The sequence below is a fragment of the Paenibacillus sp. BK720 genome (assembly GCF_011761545.1).
Classification (GTDB): Bacteria; Bacillota; Bacilli; order Paenibacillales; family Paenibacillaceae; genus Pristimantibacillus.
Genome location: NZ_JAASRQ010000008.1, coordinates 1 through 24,572, shown reverse-complemented (window position 1 = coordinate 24,572; position 24,572 = coordinate 1). Strand labels below are relative to the sequence as shown.

Genomic DNA, 24,572 nt, shown 5'->3' with positions numbered 1-24,572 from the left:
GGTGATACTACGCTATGAAGGTTGACGCTCAAAGGTGGAGTACCCGCTCTGCAGCCCGCATCACCGTGATGCAATAGATTGACATTCAGCCTTCGCAAGCGTGATGCCAGGTGCCAATCGATGCCCCGCATTTCGGTCATTGCTTGGGCACTCCGTTATTGGATCGGAACAAACCGGCTGTAACGTTTCATTCGTATGGGAAGGGCAATGTATACTATATGGGTATTATTGCCGAGGAAAGTTTAAGAGCCTTCTGAAAGAGATGAGCGTCGGTCCCGATGCAAGCTTGGACCTCTATGCGGTTGAAATCGTCGAGTTAGATGAAGAGTTTGGAGGAGTCCCCATTGCTGAGACTGTTTAGAACGAATGAAATACGCGACGTGCAAGAGCTGGAAGGCGATTGGGATTTTCAACCGATTAACGGGATTGAGGGGTTACCGTCCCGCTACGAATATCGAATGCCCGTGCCCGGCTGTTGGGAGATGCACCCGCAGTTTGCGACCTATCGGGGGAAGGCCGTATACCGGCGAACTATAGAAATATCGCAGAAAGGCTCAATTCGGCTTGTTTTCAAAGGCGCGAGCCATACAGCTGACGTTTTTTTTGACGGAATTCCGGCAGGGCACCATTATAATGCGTATACGCCGTTTGCCGTCGTCATTCCGGATGTCGAACCGGGAACGCATGAAGTTGCAGTGATCGTGGACAATTCATTCGGCGAATCGTCCGCGCTCCATGTTCCGAACGATTATTATACCTATGGAGGTTTAATCCGACCTGCGGCAATTGAGCTGCTGCAAGACTTGTTCATCGAACGAATCGTCTTTACGCCGATTCGTACGGCTGAAGGTTGGCAGGGTGCGATTCGCCTCTATGTACGGAATATCGGACAACGAGCCCGTCGCGCACGGCTGCGGCTCAGTCTGGCAGGCAGGGACATTGCCGCAGGCGAGGCTGGCGTGAAGCCGGGCGAAACCGTCGAGATTTCGATTACGGAATCGTTCCCTGGCGTTACTCCGTGGTCGGCGGGTGACCCCAAGCTCTATTTGCTGAAGGCGCGTCTGTATATAGAAGGACGGGAAGCTCCCGTGGATGATTTGATCGAGCGGGTCGGCTTTCGAACGGTGACAACGGAGAATGGCCGCATCCAAATAAACGGCGAGGACGTTGTTCTGAAGGGTTTCAACCGGCATGAGGATCATGCGCTGGCAGGAGCCGCCATTCCTTATCCTCTCATGGTGAACGACATCGAACTGATGCTGGATATGGGTGCCAATACCGTACGGACCAGCCACTATCCGAACGACGAACGGTTTCTTGATTTGTGCGATGAGCGGGGCTTGTTCGTATGGGAAGAAAATCATGCGCGCGGCCTTAGCCTGGAGCAAATGAAGCATCCTTTGTTCGCCAAGCAGTGCGAGGATTGCAACCGGGAGATGGTGGAGACTCATTACAACCATCCTGGCATCATCATCTGGGCGATACTGAACGAATGCGCAAGCGATACGCCGGAAGGACGGGAGATGTATCGGACGCAGCTCGAGCAAATCCGGGCGATGGATTCGTCAAGGCCGCTAAGCTTTGCTTCGCATCACCGCGATCGCGAGCTTTGCTTCGATCTTGCGGATATCGTCTCGTTCAACTTGTATCCGCTCTGGTACGAGGACGAGGATCCTCTGGAGCTTGTCAAGCAGGCGAGACTTTGGGCGGACCAAGCCGGAGGACTTGGGAAGCCGATGATCATGAGCGAATTCGGGGCCGACGGCTATTACGGCTACCGGGATCCGAGTCGGGTGAAAGGAACGGAGGAGCGCCAGGCCGATATCATCGAGCGCAATTTGGCGGCTTATACGTCCGTCCAGTTCTTATCCGGCATGCTGATCTGGCAATTTTGCGATTGCAGGGTAACGGAAGGAACAGGATGGCTGCTAACCCGCGCTGGAACGCAGAACAGCAAGGGAATCGTCGACCGGTACCGCAGACCGAAGCTCGCTTATTCCGTTGTAAAGAAATATTTTGCGGAACGGCAGCTGCGCTCCGCAAGGGAGTAAAGTTGGAATCCAGAAGTAAGCGTGGTACCGCATGCAACCGTTGCTCAATTGATGCATTGCCAAATTCTGGGGATAGAAGAAAGTGCAAGCGCTGAGGAGTTCAAAGCGTTTATGGACGGGTACGGAATAAGTGAAAAAGACCTTTCTGAAACGAAGCATTTCCTGCTATTAAGGGCTTTCGATAACTTTAGGTGGGCTATTGATCGAAGTCCTGATCTGATCGAGCCTTACGCTGCGTTTGCGAAACAAGTCATTGGCATGATTATGGAATAGTCGTCACTCAGCGTACAACGATAGGAAAATCCCGATTAAGAACCTTGTTATTTCAAGGTTCTTTTTTTAGTTTGTACGTAATTTCATGTTGAGCAATTTTTGAGCCAGTTAAGTTGGTAAATAAAGTGCAGACAGACAAGACTTCTTTAACGGAGGATAAATAACCCCTTTTCCCCTATCTTTTCACGTATTCCGCAAGTATTAGAGCAGCCTGCCGTTTTGTGATTAATTGTTTATAGTTTTGTGACTTTTTCGCCGCTTCTTTTGAGATACTCCTTTGTTATGCTTTCAAAGTGATAAAGATCACATGCTTCGCTGAAACGATTCAAGGAGGATGAATCAATGTTATCGGTTCAAATCGTGCTTTTTGACGGCTTCGATCTGCTCGATGCCCTTGCACCCTACGAGGTATTTTGTGTTGCTGAGATGATAACGGAAAACGCGTTAAGCGTAGAGCTCGTTACCGCCGAGGGGCCAAGATCCGTGCCTAGCGGCACGAACGGGTTAAAAATCGAGGCCGGCGGCCGATTGGATCCGGGGCGCCCGGGCATTATTCTCGTGCCCGGAGCATCCGGTCCCGTCGAAGGAGACGGCCCCGATTCGGTTCCGTCCATTTTGGGACGGACCGTCCATACGACGTTGCCCGGCATGCTCGGAAAGGCGCTGGAACAAAAAGACGTCGTCGTCGCAACAGTATGCGGCGGGTCCCTGGTGCTGGCAATGGTGGGGCTGCTTGAGGGCAGACCGGCGGTAACGAATCATCTGGGCATGGAATTACTGGGTGCAACCGGGGCGGTTCCTATCCCGGCGCGCGTCGTGGATGACGGCAATCTGGTTACCGGCGGCGGCGTCACGTCGGGACTCGATGCGGCACTCTATCTGGTTGAGCGCGAGTTTGGACCGCGCATCGCGTACGAAATCGAGCAGTTGTTCGAATATGAGCGGAGGGGAACCGTCTGGCGGGCGACGGGGATGGCGCCAATACCACTAACGGGCGGCAAGCCGCGGAAAGCGGAGAAGCAAGCGGCGATCGAAGATGGCGCCACGACTGGCAGGACTCAGCAAGAATTCGCATTTGATGGAGATTGGGATACGACGATTGCTACGCCGGTCGGGAAGCTGCAGGTTAGGCTATCCATTATTACATATCATGGCGTAGTCCACGGCAAAGCCATACAAGGGAACGAAACGGTTGATTTTGTGGACCCCGTTCTACAGGGCGACAAGCTAGCCTGGCTGCTGAAAATCACAAAGCCGATGCGCTTAAATCTGAAATTCGAAGTGGCTGTCGACGGTGATCGCATGACCGGGGTCGCGAAGGCCGGAATGCTGCCGGCATCCAAATTAACAGGCATAAGAATCCCATGAAGAGACCGGTAACATGGTATAGCTGTGCTGATCATTCCGAAAATTTTCATTAGAACGGTCGGCAGACCCCGCTTTGTTTAAACAATCCGATGAGTGCTTTTGACTTCATACCGTTTGCATGTCTAATCGAAATGAAAGGATTTGGTGTTAACAATGAAAAAGATGCTTGGATTGCTCTTGTCGCTGACACTCGTTCTCACGCTGGTTGCTCCTGGAGCAAACGCAAAAACAAAAAAGGATCAGGATGCGGACAAGGACCAAAACGTTCATGTTCAAATCGTACTGTTTAACGGCTTCGATCTGCTTGACGCATTGGGTCCTTATGAAGTATTCACTGCCGCAGGCATGTACTCGAATGGAGCGATTACCGTAGAATTGGTATCCGCAGAAGGCAAACGCTCTGTCCCGAGCGGCTTGAACGGACCTTCCCTCACGGCGGAGGCGAAGCTTGATCCGAATCGTTCTGGCATCATTTTGGTCCCTGGAGCGGCTGGCAAACCGGCGGGAAATTCGGAGGATGCCATTCCGAAGATACTTGGAAAGGCTGCGAATTCACGATTAACCGAATTGATGCATCAGGCGTTTCGCAATAAGGAGGTGACTGTGGCTACCGTATGCGGAGGCTCATTGCTGCTTGCCATGAAAGGGCTGCTCAAGGACAGGTATGCGGTTACCAATGAGTTGGGCATGAATGCGTTAAAGGCACTCGGCGCCAATCCGGTTGATGCGAGAATCGTGGAGGATAATCCCCGTCTTGTGAGCGGAGGCGGCGTAACTTCCGGACTCGATATAGCCTTGTATTTGGTCGAGCGCGAGTTAGGTCCGCAAATCGCGAAGGAAATCGAAAATTTATTCGAGTACGAGCGAAGAGGCACGGTGTGGAAGGCGGAAGGCATGAAGCCGGTCGACTTTAATCCCGGCTTGATAAAATAACTACTAATTATGACAGAAGTTGTCATTATTAGTGGTTACACTATCAGAGAAAGATCAATCCTAAAGGTTGAAGGAGCTGTTAATTATGGAAGTGCAACTGAACCCGTATATTATGCTGGACGGAGACGCTCGTGAGGGAATCGCCTTTTACGAGCAAGCGTTGGAAGCCAAGGTGGTATTCAAGCAGACCTTCGGCGAAGCTGGACAAGCGGTGTCGGAGCAGGCGAGGGACCGAGTGGCTCATGCCGTCCTGAAGATCGGAGGAGCGGTTCTGTTTGTCGCCGATACGGCCACCGGGGTCCGGTTCGCGCAGGGCAAGCAAGTAAACATCTGCATCACCATCGCCGATAAGGAGCAAGCCCAGAAGTATTATGAGGCGCTGAAAGAGGGCGGACAGGTCGATCACCCCCTGCAGGAGGTCTACTTCAGTCCCGCGTACGGGATGGTAACCGACAAATTCGGCGTCACCTTCCAGATTTTCACGCAGAGGGCGTAATGGCGGGTTCGCCTTTAGGAGAACAATAGCTTAATGTAACATCGAAAGGGGGTATCCCATAAGTCGTTAAAAGACGGTGGGACCCCCCTTTTTTATAAGGACCAAACAGCCAGCCTTCGCATCAAATGTTCTTCCGATCGCCGAATGAAGCTCAGAAAAATCAGGCCGGCTATGAGGAGCTTAGCCGGGGACTCTTTTGCCGGCGCTTTGAAGATCTGGGACACCTTCCTTCCTCTCCTTGGACAAGGATCGCCAGAGGGAATAACCCAGCCAAGCCTGGGCCAGCCCAACAGGCACCGCCAAAAACCGATCGTACGGATGATGGACCAGCGAAGACAAAGGAAGAGGCAGAATCGTTCCTAAGGCAAGCAAACCGGCCGCCCAGCGCGACAGGATGCGGGCGCGGAATGATGCGATGCCAAATAACAGGCCGCCGAGCAAGTACAGGATGCCCGTCAACATGTAAGTCGTTTCAAGGGCTCCGAGGTACTCGCCGGAAGATCCCCCGGCGATCGCCAAGATGCTCTCCTCAAGCTTTGGAGACTCGGTTACGAGCGTCGGAGAAATAAGGGCTTCGACGAATTGAAAAGCCATCGTAAGCGCATAGAAGAGGCTTAACGTGAAATAGCCGATCAGACCAAGCCAGCCGGTCTCTGCCGCTTGCCTGGCGTAGATCCCCGTCAGGCCGAGCAGGCCGAGAAAGCACATGGCTATGCCCAATAAGTGAACGAGGACCCACCGATCGGTGTTGACGGATGAAAGAATGTCCAGCGGATGGATCGTTTGAATGACGACAAACAGGATCCCTGACAACATAGCGGCTACGCCGGCGAAGCGGAAAAGACGCGAAATTACTGTAATTTTACTCTCTTTGTTCATGGGTTCGTCTCCTTCTTTGTTTGAATGACCGATACTAATGCAAGGCCGAGATCCCGTATTTTTCTCAGCATGCCATGCAAGGCGGCCTGGTCGGCCACCGGGCCGTAAAGGACGGTTGTTCCGTCGCTCCCGTGCGTAAGGCTCATCCCTTCGAACCAATAAGCCCATTTGGCATCCAAGTGCCCCTTAATGCAAATCTCGTAAAATCCGTCGTGTCGGCTTTCCATTGACCCTTGCGTCTCACTCATTATTCACCACCTGCATCTCCCTCCTGCGGATTCGACTCCTGTCTACGCGTGTTCTTGCTAGATCCAATGATAATTGTTCATGTAGGGAGACCGCATCACCACATGTGGTGATTGATGTGGCGAAATTTTATTGGGAAACGCAAAGAAGCCCCGGTTATTTTGCCAGGGCGGGGGGATGCGCTCACGTTATAACAAATCGAGTTCCTCGGACCGTCGGACGGCTGCGCGGCGGTTGTTCACCCCGAGCTTGTCGTAAATGTTTTTGGTGTGGGTTCGCAAGGTGTTCAGGGAAACTATCAGCTCGCGGGCAATATCCGGTCCGCTTAGTTCGGTTCTTAGCAACCGAAGTACGTCGCGTTCACGTTCGCTTAGCGGTTCACGCAGCGAATGGTTTGCAGCCGGTTTGGTCCGGCTAAAGGCTGCCAGGAGCCTGCGAACAAATTCCTTGGGGTTGAGTCCTTGTTTCGAGGCGGCTCCCAGCAGAACCTCCATAGGTTGGCCTTCGTCTACGAAAATACGGAAGTAGCCCTCCGGTTCAGCCAAAGTCAAGGCGCGTTCCAGCGGCCCAAGCGCAGCAGGCGTGTCTCCTTTCATTTGATGCGCAAGAGCCGTCACGATCATGATTTCGATCGCGCTTCCCGTCCTTTCGCCTTCTTCCGCCGCTTGACGGAGGCGCTCAAGAAGTCCCATGGCCTCATGTAAAAAGCTGTATTCCCGATTGCTTCGAAAACGGGCAAGAAGCAATCTGGCTAAAGTGATATGCTCGAATTCGCGCAGGTAACTCAGTTCGTCCCGGGCGGTCAGGCCATGTGCGCGTGCCCATTCGAGCGCTTCGCGCAGTTTCCCCTGCGCGATCAGCACCTTTGTTTTCATCGCCTCCACAGGACGCACATTCGGGAAAAGATCACCGACATAAAAGCGCTCCGCATCGTCGAGGAGGTCGAGCGCGCTTTGCAAGTCTCCTTGCGCCTCGCATACTCGAGCCATCGCGACGTGCCAGCGATACCGGTATTGCGGAAATCCGGTATGCTCGCCTTGTTCCTCGCTTTTCAGCAGAAGCTGCATGGCGGTCTGCAGATCGTTGCGCTCGCGATGGATTTCGCCCATCCCCACGTACATGTCCGCCGTTCCCCGCATGACAGGATCACCATGCTCGATCGAAAGCTGCAATCCCCGCTCGTATAGGCTCATCGCCTGACGGAGACGGCCTTGAACGATTCGGATATCGGCAAGGGCGTTCGTGCCCCCGATCGCGTCGGAGATGTACCCGCCTTGCTGCACGTCGGCCATGCCATCAGCGAACAGACGATAAGCTTCATCGAGGCTCCCGCTTGTCCAGGAGGTGAGTCCAAGGAGAGCGGATGCCGCTCCGCGCTTGAGATAGGCATCTTTCGGCATGAGGCTCAGCACCAGTCGGGCGTACTTCATTGCATCGATTACATTGCCCGTCATGAGGGCAAGCGCTGACCGATACATTGCGATCGTTCCAGGGAGACGGCGATATTCGGCTTCGTCTACGAAAACCTTCTCAGCCGAAGACGAGTGGACATCCGGTCGTTCGTTCAAGTCTGCCGTCGGCTCCAGCCCGCTTTCGGCGTCCCGAATCCGTTCTTCTACACCCTCCGGCTTGCCGAGGGTCAGCAGCGCCCCGGCATAAACGACGCTGAGCACGGGCCGACGGCGAACCAACTCGTCAGGCAGCGCCTCTAGCCAACGTAGCATCGTAGCTTCTTGTCGAAGCTTGGCCATCGTCGGGCAGGCCAGCTCGATCAGGTCCGCCGCTCGCGTGAAATCCTTTGCTGCGAGAGCATGGCGGATCGCATCGTCCGCGGAGCCGTTCCGCTCGTACCAAATGCTTGCACGACGATGCAATGAAGCGATTTGATCGGGCTGATCCGCCTTCAAATGAGCGTAGAGAACATCCGCGAAGAGGTGATGGTAGCGATACCACTGGCGTGTGTCGTCCAGCGGAACGATAAAGAAATTGCCCTTCTCCAAATCGGACAACCGTACGTTGCCTTCCGCCTGGCCGGTAACGGCTTCGCACAGTGGGCCATGCAAACGGTCGAGAATGGATGTATGCAGCAAAAATCTTCGGATGGGCTCTGGCTGGCGCTGCAGAACCTCTTCGGCCAAGTAGTCCACAATGTACCGATTGTCCCCGGAAAATGCCCGAACGAACCCGGGAATGTCCTCGCGGCCTTGCATCGAGAGAGCCGCCAGCTGGAGTCCCGCAATCCAGCCTTCGGTCCGGGATTCCAAGGCAGCCATTTCGTCGGCCGTTAGATCCAGCCCTGTCGCTTGATGAAGGAAAGCCGCAGCTTCTTTGGAAGTAAATCGAAGATCGCTGTCGCGCAGCTCGGTCAAATGTCCTCTTGCGCGCAATTTGCCCAGGGGCAGCTGCGGGTTTTCGCGAGTGGCGATAACCAGGTGCATTTGCGGAGGAAGGTGCTCGAGCAGGAAGAGGAGGGCATCGTCGATCTGTTCCGAATCGATGAGGTGGTAATCGTCCAGGACAAGAACGATTTTGAACCGGAGAGTCGAGATTTCATTAAGCAGAACCGTGAGAATCGATTCGATTTGCGGGGACTGAGACGATTCGAAAGCGGTGAACGCGCTGTTTCCGACGCTCTCCGCAATAGACTGCACGGCAGCGATGAGATGAAGGAAGAAGCGCGTGGAGTCATTGTCCCTTTCGTCCAGCGACAGCCAAGCGACTGCCCGATCGCAATCGACGGCCCATTGGCCGACCAGCGTTGTTTTGCCGAAACCGGCGGAGGCGGAAACGAGGGTCAGCTTGCGTTCCAGCCCCTCGTTCAGCCGCTCGATCAGACGCGGGCGGAAGACAACTTTCGTTCTGGGCACGGGGATATAAAGCTTGCTTGCTAAAACCGGAATATTCATAGATTGTCCCGTCCGATGTCATTATTTTTTTCATTAATATCATAACTTCAACGTCAGTTTTTTACCATATGTTCATTCCCTCGCTGCACCGTACATTCTATATAAGTACTCCAAAATCTCTTCCGGCGGGTACTCGCGAACGTCCCGCTGGAGCAACGTGACGTTACCTAATGGGGGCTATCTCTTGAAGCGAATAGGACTAAGAGTTTTAGACTTGTTTTCGGTCATCTTTATCGGAAACCTTATTCAAAACGCGATATTTAAACCGGATTTGAAAGTTAGTACAGCCTTTTTAGTCGCATTTCGTGCCTCAAGATTTTTTTATTGGAACTCGCCCAGGCGCCCTCTCCGCGAATGCATATGATGATTATGCCTATTCATTAAAAGGAGCGATCACATATGGGTTTTTTTCCAACGCCGGGAACCGGCGGAGGGTTTCCGGGATTTCCGGGCGGTCCTGGCGTGCCGGGAGGACCGGGAGGACCGGGGTTTCCAGGTGGGTTTCCAGGTGGATTTCCAGGTGGGTTTCCGGGGACTCCGGGGTTTCCAGGGGGTGCACCAGGAGGAGTTCAAGCGCCCATGGCTCCTCCACCGCAATTCGTACCGCAAATGCCGTTTACCACATTTGCCGTCGACCCTGGCGGGATCAGAGGCTGCTTGTTCCGCAACACATACATTTGGCTGAACAACGGCGGGCAATTCTGGTTCTTCCCGGTATTCGTCGGGCGTAATTCTGTTGCAGGGTTCAGATGGTTCGGCTTCTTCTGGGCGTACTTCGGCATCGATTTGAATCAGATTCGCTCGTTTACATGCTTCTAGGGCAGATAGCGAAAGAGAACAGCCGGCGGGCTGTTCTCTTTGTCATGACACACCAATAACAAAGTGATACGGTAAAATCAAAATCTTGATGTATATCTGCTAAAGATGATAATGAAGCGTGAAATGAGAATGAAATTAAGTAAACCTTTAATTGGGTTTGTAACCGCTGTTTCGCTACTATTCCCTATCAGCGTTTTTGCAGATAGTTACATAAGGCTTAAAGGAAAGTTGTAGATGGGTGAAATCACAGGTCGGCTGTAACAAAAGCACTCGGCGACGATTACCAAAGACGGTAAGATGCTTACAGCGAAAGTCGGCAAAGAAGCTCTCCTGTTTGATGGAAGAACTTATATTCGTATACGCCTTCGGTGCGAAGCGTTCGCAGCGGCGGGTCCTTCTTACTTCTGCTGCAAGAGTAGCCCTGTTCTGTGGCAGAGTTGCAAATCCCCCCAGTCTACTTGGCCCTTTTACTCCACGAATGAGCGTTCGTTTGAAATATCATATCTTTTAAAATCAGTATTTTCCGAACCCGTCTTCACATGTAACATCTGATTCGAGAATATCATAAAGACTTTGTTTGGAATTCTCTAATTTTAGTTGAGCCTCTTCGATTTCGGACACTTTATTTCTAATAATGCGGGTTAGCTCCTCTTTTGTTATTCCATGTAATGAGATCATTGATTTTATATCATGAATCGAAAAACCAACAGCCAAACATTTTTTAACAACTTCAATATATGGGATGACTCCTGCAGCATACTTCCGATAATTATTCTGATCTCTAAGTATATAATCCTCAGTAATAATGCCGATTTTCTCATAGTAACGGATAGTAGATATAGGAAGCTCAGCAGCTTTTGCTACCTCACTAATCTTCATATTAATCACCTCGAATTTCCTCTCTTGCTATAAAGTATACTTCATAGTTTACACTCGTCAAAGTGAAGGTAAGTGGTAGATACCGCAACTTCACAAATCTTATAAAGATAAAAAGGAGAGGAATTCACATGAAAAATTACACTGGGAAATTCCATCAAACAAACGATTTCAACGAAATCGTTTTTGGTCGCCGTGCTGTTAAAGCCTACGATCCTGAAGTGAAGATCAGCAGGGAGGAAATGAACGAAATTTTGTTCGAAGCTACCCGCGCCCCCTCAGCCATTAATATGCAGCCATGGCGTTTCCTTGTCATCGACAGCAAAGAAGGTAAAGAAACACTTGCTCCGCTAGCCTCCTTCAACCGGACGCAAGCTTTGACTTCATCGGCTGTTATCGCGGTATTTTATGATAAAAACAACATTGCATATATGGACGAAATTATCGGCAAATCCGTTGAACTAGGCTATATGCCTCAGGACATTGCGGATATGCAAATCGAGCAATCAAAAGAATATTATGCCAGCCTGAGTGAATCCGGTCTTCATAGTATGAATCTGATTGACTCAAGCCTCGTTTCGATGCAGCTTATGCTCGTGGCCCGTGCCCACGGGTATGACACCAACCCGATGGCCGGTTATGAGAAGGATCAAATTGCCGAAGCGTTTGGTTTGGATAAAAACCGTTTCCAACCGGTCATGTTAATCTCGATAGGGAAAGCAGCAAAAGAAGGTTATCCTTCCTATCGCTTACCATTAGAGACGGTTACAACATGGGCATAATTGAGAATATTCCCGCAGTGTCTATGGCGGGGTTATAGAACGATACGTAACGAAAAGGGGTTTTTGCTTATGGAAGGCAAAAGCCCCCTCTGCCGTATTGGCAGAAGGAGCATGTTCAAGACGTTTAAGACTCAGCTTTTGTTCTTTCCGCCAGCTTAGTAATCGATTCAATATCTTGAACGCCGCGATCTTTTTTCCATCCGCGTCAGATGATGAGACAATCGACTTTTATAAGAATCGATACGCGGAACCCTATCAAGCAGGACGAAACTTGCAGGGGCTCCGGTATGAAATCAAATTTTTATGGTAGTTCGGTCAATCTGAGACTCTAACACATCATATAGAGCAAGTTTATAGTTTATTTTATCCAAGTTGAAGTATAGTGCCCTTATGCTCTTCTCAATTTCTTTTTTATGATGAAGCATCATCATTTTTCGTTCCGAAATCGTCGAGTCCCCTTCTTTATACAAGTATACATACTTCTGAATTTGAGCGATCGGCATTCCTGTGGCTCGAAGCGCAGTAACAAAGGATATCCAGCTTAAATCTTCTTCGTCATACAGCCGCTTCCCGTTTTCATTTCTTTTCACATGTGGAAGCAGCCCCTCCTTTTCGTAATATCGAAGGGTTGGAGCCGTTATTCCCGTCAATACAGTAACTTCTCTTATAGTCAACATAAATTAACCTTCACCGCTTTCTGTTAAAGTTTACTTTAAACAAATTTTGACGACACGAATTTTAGACTTTTCAGGTTATACGATAAAGAGAGGGAAATGGAATTAAAAACAACGGTTTTTTCTGTTCAAATAAGCACTTAATATTATATTCAAAATATCCTTGACTTCAAGTAAACTTTACCTTTTATGATATCAATGTAATTCAAGATGATTTCTGAAAGGATGAAGTTACAATGACAAATATCTCAATCGTCACTGGCGGCAGCCGTGGACTTGGTCGCAATACGGCCATCAGTATTGCGCGTCATGGGGGCGATGTCATCCTAACCTATCGAAGCCAAGCAGAAGAAGCCAATTCAGTCGTTGCCGAGATCGAAGCTTTGGGGCGTAAAGCGGTTTCTCTACAACTCGATGTTGGAAGTACTTCCAGCTTTGCTGCCTTTGCCGAGACTGTCCGTTCGACTCTGCAGTCAACTTGGAATCGCACTACATTCGATCATTTGGTGAATAATGCCGGCCACGGAGAAATGACCAACTTTACCGAAACTACAGAAGCTCAATTCGACGGCCTGTTTAATGTGCATGTTAAGGGCGTGTTTTTCTTGACTCAAGCCCTTCTGCCACTACTTGCAGATGGCGGCCGCATTGTGAACTTTTCATCGGGTCTCACCCGTGTCTCTTATCCGGGCTTCTCCGCTTACTCCGCTGCAAAGGGGGCAGTCGAGATTTTAACCATCTATATGGCCAAAGAGCTTGGTCACCGCGGTATCACCGCTAATACAATTGCGCCAGGCGCAATTGAAACGGACTTTCTAGGCGGTGCTGTACGCGACACGCCTGCTTACAAAGACGCCTTTGCCGCAATGGTTGCATTGGGTCGAGTCGGCGTACCCGACGACATTGGTCCCGCAGTCGCCGGCTTACTCGGTTCCGATAATCGCTGGGTTAACGCACAGAGAATCGAGGTCTCGGGCGGTCAGAATATCTGATCGCTAGTAATAGTCGATAAAAATGATTTTTTTAGTTGTCAGAGGCCGCTGCATGGAAATGCAGCGGCCTCATTAAAGTCTAAAACAAACCAAACATAAGGCCCGCAAGGCTGACGGGTGTTCAGGGTCCCGAGGGACCAAGGTGTGCGGACGGAACCCTGGAACGATCGGGCCGCGAGGACCTGCCGGCTCGTAGGGACTACCAACTAACTTAGAAGTGCTCTGGCTGTCAGAAACGTCTAAACATTTGTGTCATCGTTTATGAACCGCCGATTCTGGAGTACAACGACATAATAATCCCGATTTAGAACCTTGATAAATCAAGGTTCTTTTTCATTTGTAGGTATTTTCTTGTCGTTTTTTTTAGACGTGAATATCCCTTTATACTGCACTAACGACAAAAGAGTCACCAAAACAAAGTGTAACAGCTTAGACTTCATTAAGCTAAAGGGCAGGAAAGTTCCAATATGTGGTATTATTGAGTGGATAAGTGAATGGATTGTGGGGGGCCAGTAATTATGAAAAACTCAATAAATAAATACTTATATCGCTTAGGTATGGCTATTCTTGCTAGTTATGCTATCTACATTCTACTTACAAGTTTGTTTGAGAAACCTAAATATATTCTGCTAGTCTATAACAGAACAATAAATAATGAGGTTCCAATTGAAGGACTGGAAGATCCAAATCATAGGATAAATATAGTTACACATGGAATGCCAGAGATTGAAGAAAGAGTATATGTTACTTCTGCACCTTTATATGTACTAATTAGAGAGAAAAAACATGATATTGAATTTGTAACAGACAAAATAGATAAATTAAATGACTTTCTTATGTATGAAATCAGGTAAGTCGAGGATCACTTTAAAGAAGTCCTCAACATTACCTATCACTGTATTCACGTTTCGGTCATTCGGCCCTCTGTCGTTCATTCATTAAACTATCGGAGAACGTTAGTTCAATCAAAAAAGCTGCAGCAGATCGGAGGATCAACTGCAGCTTTTTTTAGAGTAGAGGCAGTTTAGTGATAATTCGTAGTTAAAAACCATGATATAATCCTCAATATGCGTATCGACAGAAAAACAATGAGCGAGGGAAACTATTGAAACAATCAGACCTAAATAAATTACTTGATAAAGCAATAAGAGAATCCGCTAAAACGAACAAATGGAAAAGTAGTTACGGATATGTTTTTATAAAGAGATGTTCTTTTTTATATTAATAATTACAGCTAACGTCAAAACAAAAGAGCTCCACTACTCCTTAAATTACAAACTATTTGAATTTGATGACATTTACTGGACCATGTTAAATATGGAAGAAAACATTAACCGACCTGTAAGTCTAAGAGCAACAGGTGCGTGGGCTTTTCCTACCCAACGAATTAAAGAGGGGCTAATACCTCTTGGGACCTTTGATTATGATGAAATATTGAATGCAACAAAACAGGTTATAACTATATTAGAAAGTATTTCAGATACACTTGTAGATCAAGTAGGCAACGATATCAAGAAAAATCTTGAATACCTCGAATCATTGTATAGCAGTTTAAAATTGAAATATCCTAACTCAGTTATAGATATTCACAAAGAAAAAGTTCTTACTTTCATTTTAATGAAAGAATATGAGACCTCATTCTCTATTTGTGAAGAACGGATAGCTAATTGGGGGATTATTCGGTGAATCCTTCTACGAACAAGCCAAAGCCTATCTTAGTAAACAGGAGAGACCCATTTAAAGATAGTTTAAATGTGGTTATTTGGTACGGAATATAAACACCAATTAGTAAGAGGCTGATTCAACTAGAACGAGAGTTGAACATGATTAGTGCGAAGCTGCCGGCATGAAAAAGCAGCTTTGTTACGAATGCGTAAAATATGGGGGAGGAGATTATATGCATACCACAAGAAAAACAGTAACCGTCTATCTTATCTCTGGTCCACTTGGTGTAGGGAAATCAACCGTCTCCAAGACTCTGGCTAGTGCGATGAACCAATGTGTCTTGATTGAAGGTGATCTCCTTCTCCAAGTCTACCGAGGGGAGACCGAACCGCCCTGGGAGGAAAGACTCCGACTGGCATGGTTAAATATCGCTGCGGTGACGCGGAATTTTTTGGTGAACGGGTTAGACGTGGTTATCGATTTCGTCGTTGAAGATGAACTTCAATGGTTCTTTGACCAACTATCGGATCTCGATGTAACGCTTCACTATGTTGTGCTGCACGCGGAACCGGACACCCTTAACGCTCGACTCCATCAGCGAGGAGATACGCAATATATCGACCGCTCGCTCTTCCTTCGGAGCAAGTTGATGGCTTCACCGGTTAATGAGCTATTCCTACTGGACACCGATGGTAAGAAGCCGGATGAACTTGCTGAAGAAATCATTAAAAATTCCAGATTTCGGATACACGGTTAGAAGTATTGGTACACTTAATGGGCTAATAAAGGCCGATTCAGGATACTTTCAATCCAACAAAGGGTACTCCAAAGCAAAACTGTTGATTACATGTCTTTAAGTGCTTCTCTCTTTTTGTGGGGCGACCACGTAGGTCATTAAGCTAAAGGGAGACTATAGCTCAACAATCACAGCACGGCAGCTCGCACATGAGCTGCCGTTTCTCAACTAAAGGGCAGGTTACTTCCAATATGTGCTAATATAAAATTAAATATTAGTGAGCAGAGAGGTCATCAGCAAATGAGAATTGTTGTAACTGGCGGAGCGATAATAAGAGATAGCATAGGTAGAATTTTATTGCAGCGGAGATCCGATTACGGCGATTGGGGGTTGCCGGGCGGAGGCATGAATCCAGGTGAGACTATTCAAGAGACAATGATACGAGAGGTTATTGAGGAGACCGGATTATCTGTTAAGGATTGTGAATTTTATGCAGTATATAGCGGCCCTAGAATGGAATACACCTATCCTGACGGGAACAGGGTAGTATTCGTTATGTTTCTTTTCAATGCTTGGACTAATTACAATGAGCTTTTATCAGAAGATGGAGATACGATCAATTTTCAGGACGATCAATTTGAATCATTGAAATTACAGTTCTGGAATATTAGCGACATCTCACTGGATCAAATAAACAGCGTCCAACGGCCTGTCTTTGAAGATTTGCTAAATGGAAATACAAATATACTAAGATTCTAAACACTAATTCGTTAATCTAACGGGAGAACGTTAGTTGAATAAGCAACCAGGACGAAGCGCCGGCATTATCGGCAGCTTCATTGCGTTAACAGGTATGTTTAGAAGTACTGTCAGTCAATTCGGAGGCGATTCCGCCGGTGTCGGGTGACAAGAACATAGTAACATTGTAAGCCGCATAAATTGTGACTTTTTGTTTTATGTTATCAAGTTTTTGTCAAAATGAAATGACAAGAACTTGATAACATCCCCGATGAGTGACAAGAACAACGTACCATTCATCCCCTTATCACCCTGACATGAATGTAGTTGTACACGAATACACTTGATTGAGACCAAAGGGAATATATCAAGAATGGAGGGTTGATATGATTAGAAATCGAGTTTCAGTAATGCTGGTGCTCGCGATTCTGGTACTGTCCGGGTTGGGACTAGCCGGCTGCACGAGCGACGGCTCCGGGAAAGAAATTGCCGTCATGGTGCCGAGTGCGGATCATGGCTGGACGGGGGCTGTTCTAACTTACGCCCAGGAGAAGGCGGATGAGCTCAATAAGGACGATGCGGTGAAGGAGAAATTCAAGGTCAAGGTGTATGCAGCAACGGATGTGGAGGACCAAATTAAGCAAGTGGATGACCTCCTGACTAAATCGGGCAGCATCGGCGGCATTGTTATTCTTCCATACGACAACGGTCTTCAATCGACTCTGGAGAAGATTGCGGCCGCAGATATCCCCTTCGTCCAATTCGACCGTGTCATCTCGAGTCAGATGATCGATGAGAAGGTGGTCTCGAACGTAAAGGGCGACAACGAAGGCATCGGTTATGAGACGGCCAAGCGATTCGTTGAGAAGGGTCTCACCAAGGACGATTACGTCTATGAAATGATCGGAGACAACTCCTCCGTGCCGGAGCTTCGTTCGAACGGATTCAGGGCATACCTAAGCGAGCAAGGCTGGACCAAAGAAGAGATCGACAAGACCGTGGTGAAATCCGCAGCCACCGGCTGGAGCCGCGATACGGGGAAGGAGCTGTTCGAATCGTGGTTCGGCAGCGCCCAGCTTGATACCTCCAAGGAGAATTGGATCTTCACGCACGATGATGAAATCGCTATCGGTGTCTTGGAATCGCTGAACGGTTCCGCCCTTGATGCAGGCAAGAAGGAAGCGTTTCTGAAGCAGCTCAAGGGACTTGGCGCCTCTTCGGGTCTTGCCGAAATGTATGCGATTCTGAAAGACAAACATCAGACAATCGCACGCCCGTCCACATTCGATCTCTTCTCGGTAACCTATGATCCGGCTATGATTCAAGAGGCGATGCAGGTGATGACGGACTTCCTCATGAAAAAAGGAACAGTGGAGCAGGATCACGTCATTCCGGTTAAGGTCGTCGATGCAAGCAACGTAGCGGATTTTAAGGCGTTCGGCACCTACAAAGAGAAATAATATGGTAAATAAACCGCTCATGAGATGATCGTGCTTATGAGCGGATTATCCTAATATACAAGGTGAGTGGGGGCATATGGAACTGCTGAAGATGGACGGCATCACCAAAGCGTTCTATGGAGTTACTGTGCTCGACCGTGTTAGTCTGAGCGTTAACCGGGGAGAAGTACACGCCTTGCTCGGAGAGAACGGTGCGGGCAAATCGACGCTGATGAACATCCTGGCTGGCGTTCATAGCAAGGATAACGGCCTGATCTCTTTCGACGGCAGGGAGATCACCCAACACAGCATCAAGTCGGCTGAGCAGCACGGGATTGCCTTTGTTCATCAAGAACTGAATATATTTAACGATTTGCGTGTGTACGAGAATGTGTTTCTGGGCAAGGAGCTGACCGGTCCCCTCGGCAGATTGCGAAAGAGAGAGATGGTTGAGCAGACAAGCGCGTTGATGGATAAGCTGGGGGTCGATATAGACCCTATGGAATACGCGGGCAGCCTGGATACGGGGAAAAAGCAGCTGCTGGAAATCGCGAAGGTGCTGCAGGGGGAAGCGAAGCTTTTTATACTGGATGAGCCTACCACAGCGCTGAACAACGAAGAGATTGAGCGGCTGTTCTTTATTATCCAAAGATTGAAAAATGCTGGCAAAAGCTTTATCTTTATCTCCCACAAGATGCCGGAGATCTTCCGGATTGCGGACCGCTTCACCGTGCTTCGCAACGGAAAGCTGGTTGTATCGAATGACATCAAGCACACCACGCCGGAGGAAATCGCCAGATATATGGTTGGGGAGCGGTATTCATCCGATGTAGGGTATGAAGAGCGCACGGCAGGTGTTGCAATCGTAGAGATACAGCAGCTATCCGGCAGGCGGTTTCACAACGTCAACTTGACCGTGAAGAAGGGCGAAATCATTGCATTTACAGGCTTGGAAGGCGCTGGCTGCTCGGAGCTGTTGCAGACGATTTTCGGCGTATTGCAGCCTCATAGCGGCAAGCTTCTCATCTACGGCCGAAGCCTCCAGCCTCACAGCATCCGAAGCGCGATGAAGTTAAGAATAGCGATGGTTCCCGCGAACCGCAAGGAAAACTCCGTCATCCCGGACCTCAACCTGCTCGAAAATACTTACCTCTCCGAGCACGCGATTCATTCCAGACAGAAGTTTATATTCAAAAAACGAGAGCTTCAAACCTACGACGAGTTGAGAAAAAGGCTTGCAATCAAGGCGGGCAGCTATCGGGACATGATCACAAGCTTGTCAGGCGGAAACCAGCAGAAGATCATTTTGGCGCGGTCGCTGCGCACCAACGCAGACCTTATTCTTTTCGACAACCCTACGCAGGGGATTGACATCGGCGCGAAGCACGAAATATATAAGCTTATTCTCGAGCTGGCCAAGCAAGGAAAAACAATTATTGTCAACACACTCGAGATGACAGAGATTCAGAAAATTGCGGACCGTTGTGCGGTGTTTTATCGCGGGACCATTACGGCGATTCTGAACCGGGAAGAAATCAACGAAGAACGCGTCATGCTCCATGCGACAAACGCCATTGTTCCAGAGGAGAGGAGTGCGGCGGAGAATGAGCGTCAACTATAAGCATCTGTGGTCCAATTACAACTACATTATCGTCTTTATCGGCATATTCATTGCCTTCTTGATTACAAATGGCAGCGATACATCCTGGACCAGCATGACGAATATATTGCTTCACAGCGCCATTCTGGGGACGATTGCGCTCGGAATGGGTTTCATCATTCTTACCGGGGATATCGATCTCTCTGTCGGCTCATCCTTCGTCCTTGTCGGCGGGCTGACCATTATCGTTTACAATCAAGTGGATAACATCTTTGCAGGGCTGATCATCGCCATTCTGCTCGGAATGGTGTGCGGCTTCATTAACGGCGTGCTTGTTGGCAGGCTGCTGATGCCTTCGTTCATAGTCACTTTGGCAACGATGCTGATCTTTAGGTCGATCTCGCAATATATGATGAATGAGCGGGGTGAAACGAGATACAGCGTGGACGGATCATTAGCCAGCTATTCGGCGCTGTTCAAGCTCGGCAATGGAGAATTGATAACACTCCCCGTCATTGGCATTATTTTTATCTGTATCGCAGTGGCTCTCACGTACATATCGTCCTCTACCAAATTCGGAAAGCGTGTCCATGCGCTCGGAAGCAATCCGCGCGCTGCTAAGCTAGCCGGTATCGATATTCATTGGACCAGAATCAAGGTATTCGTGCTTAGCGGCGCATTGGTGGGATTTGCAGCGTTCCTGAAGATTGCGAAAGATACCTCCTTCGACCCGGCAACGTCCGGTCAGAACTTCGAGCTCTATGCCATCGCTGCCGTTGTCATCGGCGGAATCAGCATGTCCGGCGGGAGAGGAAAAGTGGCGAGTATCGTGTTCGGCACCATGTCATTCACAATGATCGATAAAATCATAACGGCGGTCGGAATGAATGCGTTGTTGAACGATTCAGTAAAAGGGTTGATTCTCCTTGCGGCTGTAGGGTTACAGATGGTGAAGCGACAATCAAGGTCGGGGTAGGGAGCGAAGTATGGATAGAATTACTTGCTAAAGCGGAGAACTATAGCTCAACAACACGACAGCAGCCGGCTTATAAAGATCGGCTGCTTTTTTGGATCGAAGGATCATCTGCGCTGGCGTATAACTTCCCTTATATCGCGGCCGGAACGATTACTCCAAAAGCAATTATTAGCGGCATGGTCGGCGCGGTGAAGGGTTAGCGCACACAAAGAAACTGCCTGTTGTCATTCGAATAATGACGATAGGCAGTTCTTGTATTTAAACGATTAGTCCAGCTTGATCCCAAAGTGCTGGCGTAACGCTTCCTTGTATGCTTCGTCCGATTGGGGCGTGAACACGTTGACCCCATCTTGGGCAAACAGGCGGAATTCCTTTCCGGCCACCGTGTTCCGGCCCTCCCGGGTGCGGATGGCAACCATCTCTGCCTTCGTAAAGATCGAGTCCGGCGCATGCTCGCACCAATAGCTGGCCATGATGTAATCCTTCGGCAGCTGCGGCTCCTCCGTGAAAGAATAGAGCCGGCACCATTCTTCATGCTTCAGTTCGCACAGCATCCAGCCGTAGTAAGGGTCCTTGTCCAATCGGTAAGTTTCATCGCCCTGCCGGTGCGGAAGCCCCTCGACCATGGCGACTGGCCTACGGGGAACGATGCCGCCGACGCCAACGTCACATAAATAGGTTTGGCCCTCAGCTTCAACCTTCAGCACTTGATGGCGGCGTTTCGGAGGAGGGGACGGCTCGTCGCGCCAAAAGCGGGCGAATAGATCGGTTACAGGGTATCCCAGCTCGCGCAGCAGCCATCCGAACAGCACGTTCAACTCGAAGCAATAACCTCCGCGTCGCCTGACGACAATTTTATCGAATAGGTGATCGATCTCAAGCGAGATCGGCATGCCGCGCACAATGTCCAAATTCTCATAAGGCACGGCGTGAAGATGACAGTCCTGCAGATCTGCTAGCGCTTGAGCGCTTCTATCCAGCGGTCCGTCATAGCCGATTCGATCTAAATAGAGCTGAACCTTGCTTTTCACGTTCATATTTCCGTTCTCCTCCCTTAAGACTAGTTTAGATCTAGTTTAACTCAAGTTTGTGAGGGGTGACAGTGAAATGAATGAAAGTTCTCTGACGAGCAAGGATATCAGATTTGGGCCGATGCACTAAACGGAGTGTTTAATTCGAAATAAAGTATAATGCAGCCGTAAGCCGTCCATGTGGTCATGCTATGTAGACATCTATAAAAAGACATCTTTATGCTGCGGAGCAGGTGAGGGACCGAGTGGCCCATTCCGTCCTGAAGATTGGAGGAACGGATCTGTATGTCGCCGATACAGAACCGGGGGGCCGGTTCGTGCAGGGCAAGCAAGTAAACATCTGCATCTCCATCGCCGATAAAGAGCAGGCCCAGAAGTATTATGAGGCGCTGAAAGAGGGTGGACAGGTCGAACCTCTCCTGCAGGAGGTCTACTTCAGTCCCGCGTACGGGATGGTAACCGACAAATTCGGCGTTACCTTCCAGATTTTTACGAAGAGGACTTAATGGCGGGTTTATCTTGCGCTAAAAGGAAGCTTTAGTTTAAGTCAATAAAAACGGCAGCAGATCAGAGATCCGCTGCCGTTTTCTCAACTAACGGGCAGGATAGCGTGGTAGTTTTATGGTATAAATGGTTAAGTGAAGTATGAATTGTCGTGGTATTTTGCAGCAATAATTCAGATTGAAGCGTTGATAAAAGGCTTTGAGAGGATATATCCAATGTCCAGTTCACTGGAAGGTAATTGACATTATGGTGAGAAGGACTGCCTATTGACAGTCCTTCTGGGGGGTAACTCAGTAAACATATTGTTTCGGATAGAATGAGGCAAGAGGCGGATATGAGTAATATGGCTGGTAAGGCGGAGCAGGGAGATAGCAAGGGGGACAGCACCACCGCTGTCGCCCTATATCGTCCGTACAAATTCTACAACACAAGTCCAAGAGATTTTGTTTTTGTGAATTTAGATACTGCTGATTAATGTTTGAGTACATGAAGCCCTCATTTCAAAAAATTTAAAATATACTATGCGGTCATTTGCCTACTTTCTTTAGTCAAATGCCTAGATGCCTAAATTTTTGTTAGAAGCCAATGGTTAATTGTTTGGAAAGGAGAAGCTTCAATGGATTACGACAACAACATCTATACAATGGAAGTGACATAAACTGCGGCTTCTTTTATTATTTGTATAGAAGTTTTTGTCGTGAGCTCAAGACAAGAACTTCTATACATCTTCCGTGAAGCTTCCCACCACTTATCTGACGGATTTTATGAATCAGCCTTGCAAGATTTTAAAGAAAAGGTAAAGTAGGTTGAAGGTGTTAAGGATGTAAAAGATCTTAAAGCAAGAAATTATGGCAGTAATGCTGTAATTGATGTGGTTCTATCGATTGATAAAACCCTTGATTTTGATGAAGCGCATGATGTTGCTACAGAAGTGGAGAATGAATTTAAAAAACTTCAGAAGTATTAGAAGTACATGTACATTATGAGCCAGCGAAATAATAGTTTTTAACTACCGGGAGAAGATAGTTCGATTAAAAAGCGGCAGCCGATCAGAGGATCAGTTGCCGCTTTATTGACGGGAAAAAATCAAGTGTGTGGTGAATGTCTTTCAAAAACTTATCGACTACTGACTTCATTACTTGTTCGCCCATTATAGGCATGCGAATGTGGATGACTGCCATCGATTGTAGTATACCCTTCAAATAGGTGGTAATGCCCACCGCCGGGAAGAGCAATAGCGGGGCCAGTGGTTCCCTGAATGCGATGCGTATGGCCTTGACTCATGGAAGTAAAGGTATTATAGCTGTGGACATGAGGTACACCGGTGGGGGCAGGGGCAGTCCAACTCGCATATTGATGAGAATGTCCGTCGTTTATTGATGTTATACCGGAGATTGAATGAACATGAACCGGATTTCCATTGAAAGAAGTTATATACAGTTTGTGTGAGTGCTGAGTATCATCATCACCAGAATCCACTACGAACCCAGTAACTGGAATTTTCATTATTGGCTCCCTTCTTAACAGTAATGACATACAGGATTATTGTATGGAGAAGGAAGATGTGGGAAGCGGCTTAAGCCCAATCAGTTAAATGTTCTGCTGCTCGAGAATAACTAATGGTCTATTAAGCTAACGGGAGAACGATAGTCAAATGGAGGCAAGAAAAATGGATATGAAAGAGATTATAATTGAGTTTGACATCTCAAAACCAAAACAGAAAGAGCTATATGATTGGCTCGAGAGGGTATCCAAGAAAGAATTCAACGAAGAAACCAAAAGATATTGGTACGAAATGATGAATCTTCATAAAAGAGGCCATAGCGACAGGGTTCTTGGAGTCAAAGATTAAATTAAGAGGGACGATAGTTTTTTAGTGCAGCAGCCGGTCAATAATGACCGGCTGCTGATGGTTCTCAACTAAAGGGCAGCATTCCTATAATGAAGAAATACGAGGTTTGAGAAACAAAAAGACTCCTTGGTATGATGTTAATGGGTCCACGACGCTGGCCAGCTACCGGATCCAAAAACAAGCCAAGGAGACTACAAGATGAATTCTACTCAAAATGAACGCATTAATCAAATCACTTCTTCTACCTTAATTGTCGGTGTAGACATCGCTAAATTTAAACACGTCGCTCGAGCACAAGACTACCGCGGAGTGGAGTTTGGGAAGCCCATTACGTTTGAGAACAATCGAGAAGGCTTCGAAATGTTCGTGGGCTGGATTGGAAAGATTGCGACGGAGCAAGGGTTCCAGGACGTCATCGTTGGCATGGAACCGACCGGTCATTACTGGCTGAACCTGGCCCATTTTTTAAGAGAACAGCATGTTACGTGCGCTGTGGTTAATCCGCTCCACGTGAAGAAAAGCAAAGAATTGGATGACAATTCACCAACCAAGAACGACATTAAAGATGCTAAAGTCATCGCACAGCTTGTCAAAGACGGAAGATATGCTGTACCCAACCTTCCCCAGGGCATCTATGCCGAACTAAGGGAAGCGATGAAAATTCGCGATCATCTGTCAACTGACCTGCGCGTGGTGCAAGGCCGCGTCCATAACTGGTTGGATCGGTACTTTCCAG

At 48.4% G+C, this 24,572-nt stretch carries 26 protein-coding genes; 19 read left to right on the top strand and 7 right to left on the bottom strand.

The window, feature by feature from the left end; genetic code table 11:
- Positions 1-344: 344 nt before the first annotated feature.
- The 5 genes from FHT67_RS26740 to FHT67_RS26725 all read left to right on the top strand — a co-directional run bounded on the left by FHT67_RS26740 (position 345) and on the right by FHT67_RS26725 (position 5,121).
- A complete protein-coding gene (locus FHT67_RS26740) occupies positions 345-2,051 on the top strand; it encodes a glycoside hydrolase family 2 protein (RefSeq protein WP_167201903.1) in 1,707 nt (568 codons plus the stop codon).
- A 21-nt stretch (positions 2,052-2,072) separates the two neighbouring features.
- The gene (locus tag FHT67_RS29780) at positions 2,073-2,324 is read left to right on the top strand and encodes a hypothetical protein (RefSeq protein WP_243867509.1); all 252 of its coding nucleotides are present in this window, start codon (positions 2,073-2,075) and stop codon (positions 2,322-2,324) included.
- Positions 2,325-2,666: 342 nt separating this feature from the next.
- The gene (locus FHT67_RS26735; protein ID WP_167201902.1) at positions 2,667-3,692 is read left to right on the top strand and encodes a DJ-1/PfpI family protein; all 1,026 of its coding nucleotides are present in this window, start codon (positions 2,667-2,669) and stop codon (positions 3,690-3,692) included.
- 153 nt (positions 3,693-3,845) lie between these two features.
- The gene (locus tag FHT67_RS26730; protein ID WP_167201901.1) at positions 3,846-4,625 is read left to right on the top strand and encodes a DJ-1/PfpI family protein; all 780 of its coding nucleotides are present in this window, start codon (positions 3,846-3,848) and stop codon (positions 4,623-4,625) included.
- 85 nt (positions 4,626-4,710) lie between these two features.
- Positions 4,711-5,121, top strand: a complete 411-nt coding sequence (locus tag FHT67_RS26725; RefSeq protein ID WP_167201900.1) for a VOC family protein — start codon at positions 4,711-4,713, stop codon at positions 5,119-5,121.
- 180 nt (positions 5,122-5,301) lie between these two features.
- Here the strand turns inward: FHT67_RS26725 and FHT67_RS26720 are convergent, their stop codons facing one another.
- From FHT67_RS26720 to FHT67_RS30580, 3 genes are all read right to left on the bottom strand, one after another.
- On the bottom strand, positions 5,302-6,000 hold the full coding sequence (locus FHT67_RS26720; protein WP_207918199.1) for a hypothetical protein: 699 nt from the start codon (positions 5,998-6,000) through the stop codon (positions 5,302-5,304).
- Entirely contained in the window at positions 5,997-6,248 is a 252-nt protein-coding gene (locus tag FHT67_RS26715; protein ID WP_208403601.1) for a hypothetical protein, read from the bottom strand. Before FHT67_RS26715 ends, FHT67_RS26720 begins: the two co-directional genes overlap by 4 nt.
- Positions 6,249-6,434: 186 nt before the next feature.
- Complete coding sequence (locus tag FHT67_RS30580; protein WP_208403599.1) at positions 6,435-9,113, bottom strand: winged helix-turn-helix domain-containing protein; 2,679 nt, start codon at positions 9,111-9,113, stop codon at positions 6,435-6,437.
- Between the two features lie 618 nt (positions 9,114-9,731).
- On the opposite strand from FHT67_RS30580, the gene FHT67_RS30575 reads away from it, so the two are divergent.
- Positions 9,732-9,971, top strand: a complete 240-nt coding sequence (locus FHT67_RS30575) for a transporter (RefSeq protein WP_347813061.1) — start codon at positions 9,732-9,734, stop codon at positions 9,969-9,971.
- A gap of 513 nt (positions 9,972-10,484) precedes the next feature.
- Here FHT67_RS30575 and FHT67_RS26700 read toward each other — a convergent pair.
- Positions 10,485-10,850, bottom strand: a complete 366-nt coding sequence (locus FHT67_RS26700) for a MerR family transcriptional regulator (protein ID WP_167201964.1) — start codon at positions 10,848-10,850, stop codon at positions 10,485-10,487.
- A gap of 128 nt (positions 10,851-10,978) precedes the next feature.
- Between FHT67_RS26700 and FHT67_RS26695 the strand changes: the two genes are divergently transcribed.
- Positions 10,979-11,629, top strand: a complete 651-nt coding sequence (locus FHT67_RS26695) for a nitroreductase family protein (RefSeq protein WP_167201898.1) — start codon at positions 10,979-10,981, stop codon at positions 11,627-11,629.
- A 293-nt stretch (positions 11,630-11,922) separates the two neighbouring features.
- Here the strand turns inward: FHT67_RS26695 and FHT67_RS26690 are convergent, their stop codons facing one another.
- A complete protein-coding gene (locus tag FHT67_RS26690) occupies positions 11,923-12,306 on the bottom strand; it encodes a MerR family transcriptional regulator (RefSeq protein WP_132312178.1) in 384 nt (127 codons plus the stop codon).
- A 233-nt stretch (positions 12,307-12,539) separates the two neighbouring features.
- Here FHT67_RS26690 and FHT67_RS26685 point away from each other — a divergent pair, with 233 nt between their 5' ends.
- From FHT67_RS26685 to FHT67_RS26650, 8 genes are all read left to right on the top strand, one after another.
- Positions 12,540-13,295: an SDR family NAD(P)-dependent oxidoreductase gene (locus tag FHT67_RS26685; RefSeq protein ID WP_167201897.1), complete on the top strand. Its 756-nt coding sequence runs from the start codon at positions 12,540-12,542 to the stop codon at positions 13,293-13,295.
- 518 nt (positions 13,296-13,813) lie between these two features.
- Entirely contained in the window at positions 13,814-14,149 is a 336-nt protein-coding gene (locus FHT67_RS26680; RefSeq protein WP_167201896.1) for a hypothetical protein, read from the top strand.
- A gap of 463 nt (positions 14,150-14,612) precedes the next feature.
- Positions 14,613-14,981 (top strand): hypothetical protein, encoded by a 369-nt coding sequence (locus FHT67_RS26675; RefSeq protein WP_167201895.1) that lies wholly within the window; start codon positions 14,613-14,615, stop codon positions 14,979-14,981.
- Between the two features lie 160 nt (positions 14,982-15,141).
- Positions 15,142-15,717: a P-loop nucleotide/nucleoside kinase family protein gene (locus FHT67_RS26670; RefSeq protein ID WP_243867507.1), complete on the top strand. Its 576-nt coding sequence runs from the start codon at positions 15,142-15,144 to the stop codon at positions 15,715-15,717.
- 279 nt (positions 15,718-15,996) lie between these two features.
- On the top strand, positions 15,997-16,455 hold the full coding sequence (locus FHT67_RS26665; protein WP_167201893.1) for an NUDIX domain-containing protein: 459 nt from the start codon (positions 15,997-15,999) through the stop codon (positions 16,453-16,455).
- A gap of 365 nt (positions 16,456-16,820) precedes the next feature.
- A complete protein-coding gene (locus FHT67_RS26660; RefSeq protein ID WP_167201892.1) occupies positions 16,821-17,894 on the top strand; it encodes a substrate-binding domain-containing protein in 1,074 nt (357 codons plus the stop codon).
- A 76-nt stretch (positions 17,895-17,970) separates the two neighbouring features.
- Positions 17,971-19,494, top strand: a complete 1,524-nt coding sequence (locus FHT67_RS26655; RefSeq protein WP_167201891.1) for a sugar ABC transporter ATP-binding protein — start codon at positions 17,971-17,973, stop codon at positions 19,492-19,494.
- Positions 19,478-20,449, top strand: coding sequence for an ABC transporter permease (locus tag FHT67_RS26650; protein WP_208403597.1), 972 nt, complete (start codon positions 19,478-19,480; stop codon positions 20,447-20,449). The genes FHT67_RS26655 and FHT67_RS26650 overlap by 17 nt, the downstream gene beginning before the upstream one ends.
- A gap of 266 nt (positions 20,450-20,715) precedes the next feature.
- Here FHT67_RS26650 and FHT67_RS26645 read toward each other — a convergent pair whose 3' ends face one another.
- The gene (locus FHT67_RS26645) at positions 20,716-21,486 is read right to left on the bottom strand and encodes an arylamine N-acetyltransferase family protein (RefSeq protein WP_167201889.1); all 771 of its coding nucleotides are present in this window, start codon (positions 21,484-21,486) and stop codon (positions 20,716-20,718) included.
- 227 nt (positions 21,487-21,713) lie between these two features.
- On the opposite strand from FHT67_RS26645, the gene FHT67_RS26640 reads away from it, so the two are divergent.
- Both FHT67_RS26640 and FHT67_RS30230 read left to right on the top strand, forming a co-directional pair.
- Entirely contained in the window at positions 21,714-21,986 is a 273-nt protein-coding gene (locus FHT67_RS26640) for a VOC family protein (protein WP_347880133.1), read from the top strand.
- Between the two features lie 863 nt (positions 21,987-22,849).
- Positions 22,850-22,951 (top strand): hypothetical protein, encoded by a 102-nt coding sequence (locus FHT67_RS30230; RefSeq protein WP_347880134.1) that lies wholly within the window; start codon positions 22,850-22,852, stop codon positions 22,949-22,951.
- Positions 22,952-23,100: 149 nt separating this feature from the next.
- On the opposite strand, the gene FHT67_RS26630 is transcribed toward FHT67_RS30230, so the two are convergent.
- Positions 23,101-23,490 (bottom strand): YmaF family protein, encoded by a 390-nt coding sequence (locus FHT67_RS26630; RefSeq protein WP_208403595.1) that lies wholly within the window; start codon positions 23,488-23,490, stop codon positions 23,101-23,103.
- A gap of 148 nt (positions 23,491-23,638) precedes the next feature.
- Between FHT67_RS26630 and FHT67_RS26625 the strand changes: the two genes are divergently transcribed.
- Positions 23,639-23,836: a hypothetical protein gene (locus FHT67_RS26625; protein WP_167201888.1), complete on the top strand. Its 198-nt coding sequence runs from the start codon at positions 23,639-23,641 to the stop codon at positions 23,834-23,836.
- A 198-nt stretch (positions 23,837-24,034) separates the two neighbouring features.
- On the top strand, positions 24,035-24,572 hold a 538-nt coding region (locus FHT67_RS26620), incomplete at its 3' end, for an IS110 family transposase (protein WP_167201887.1).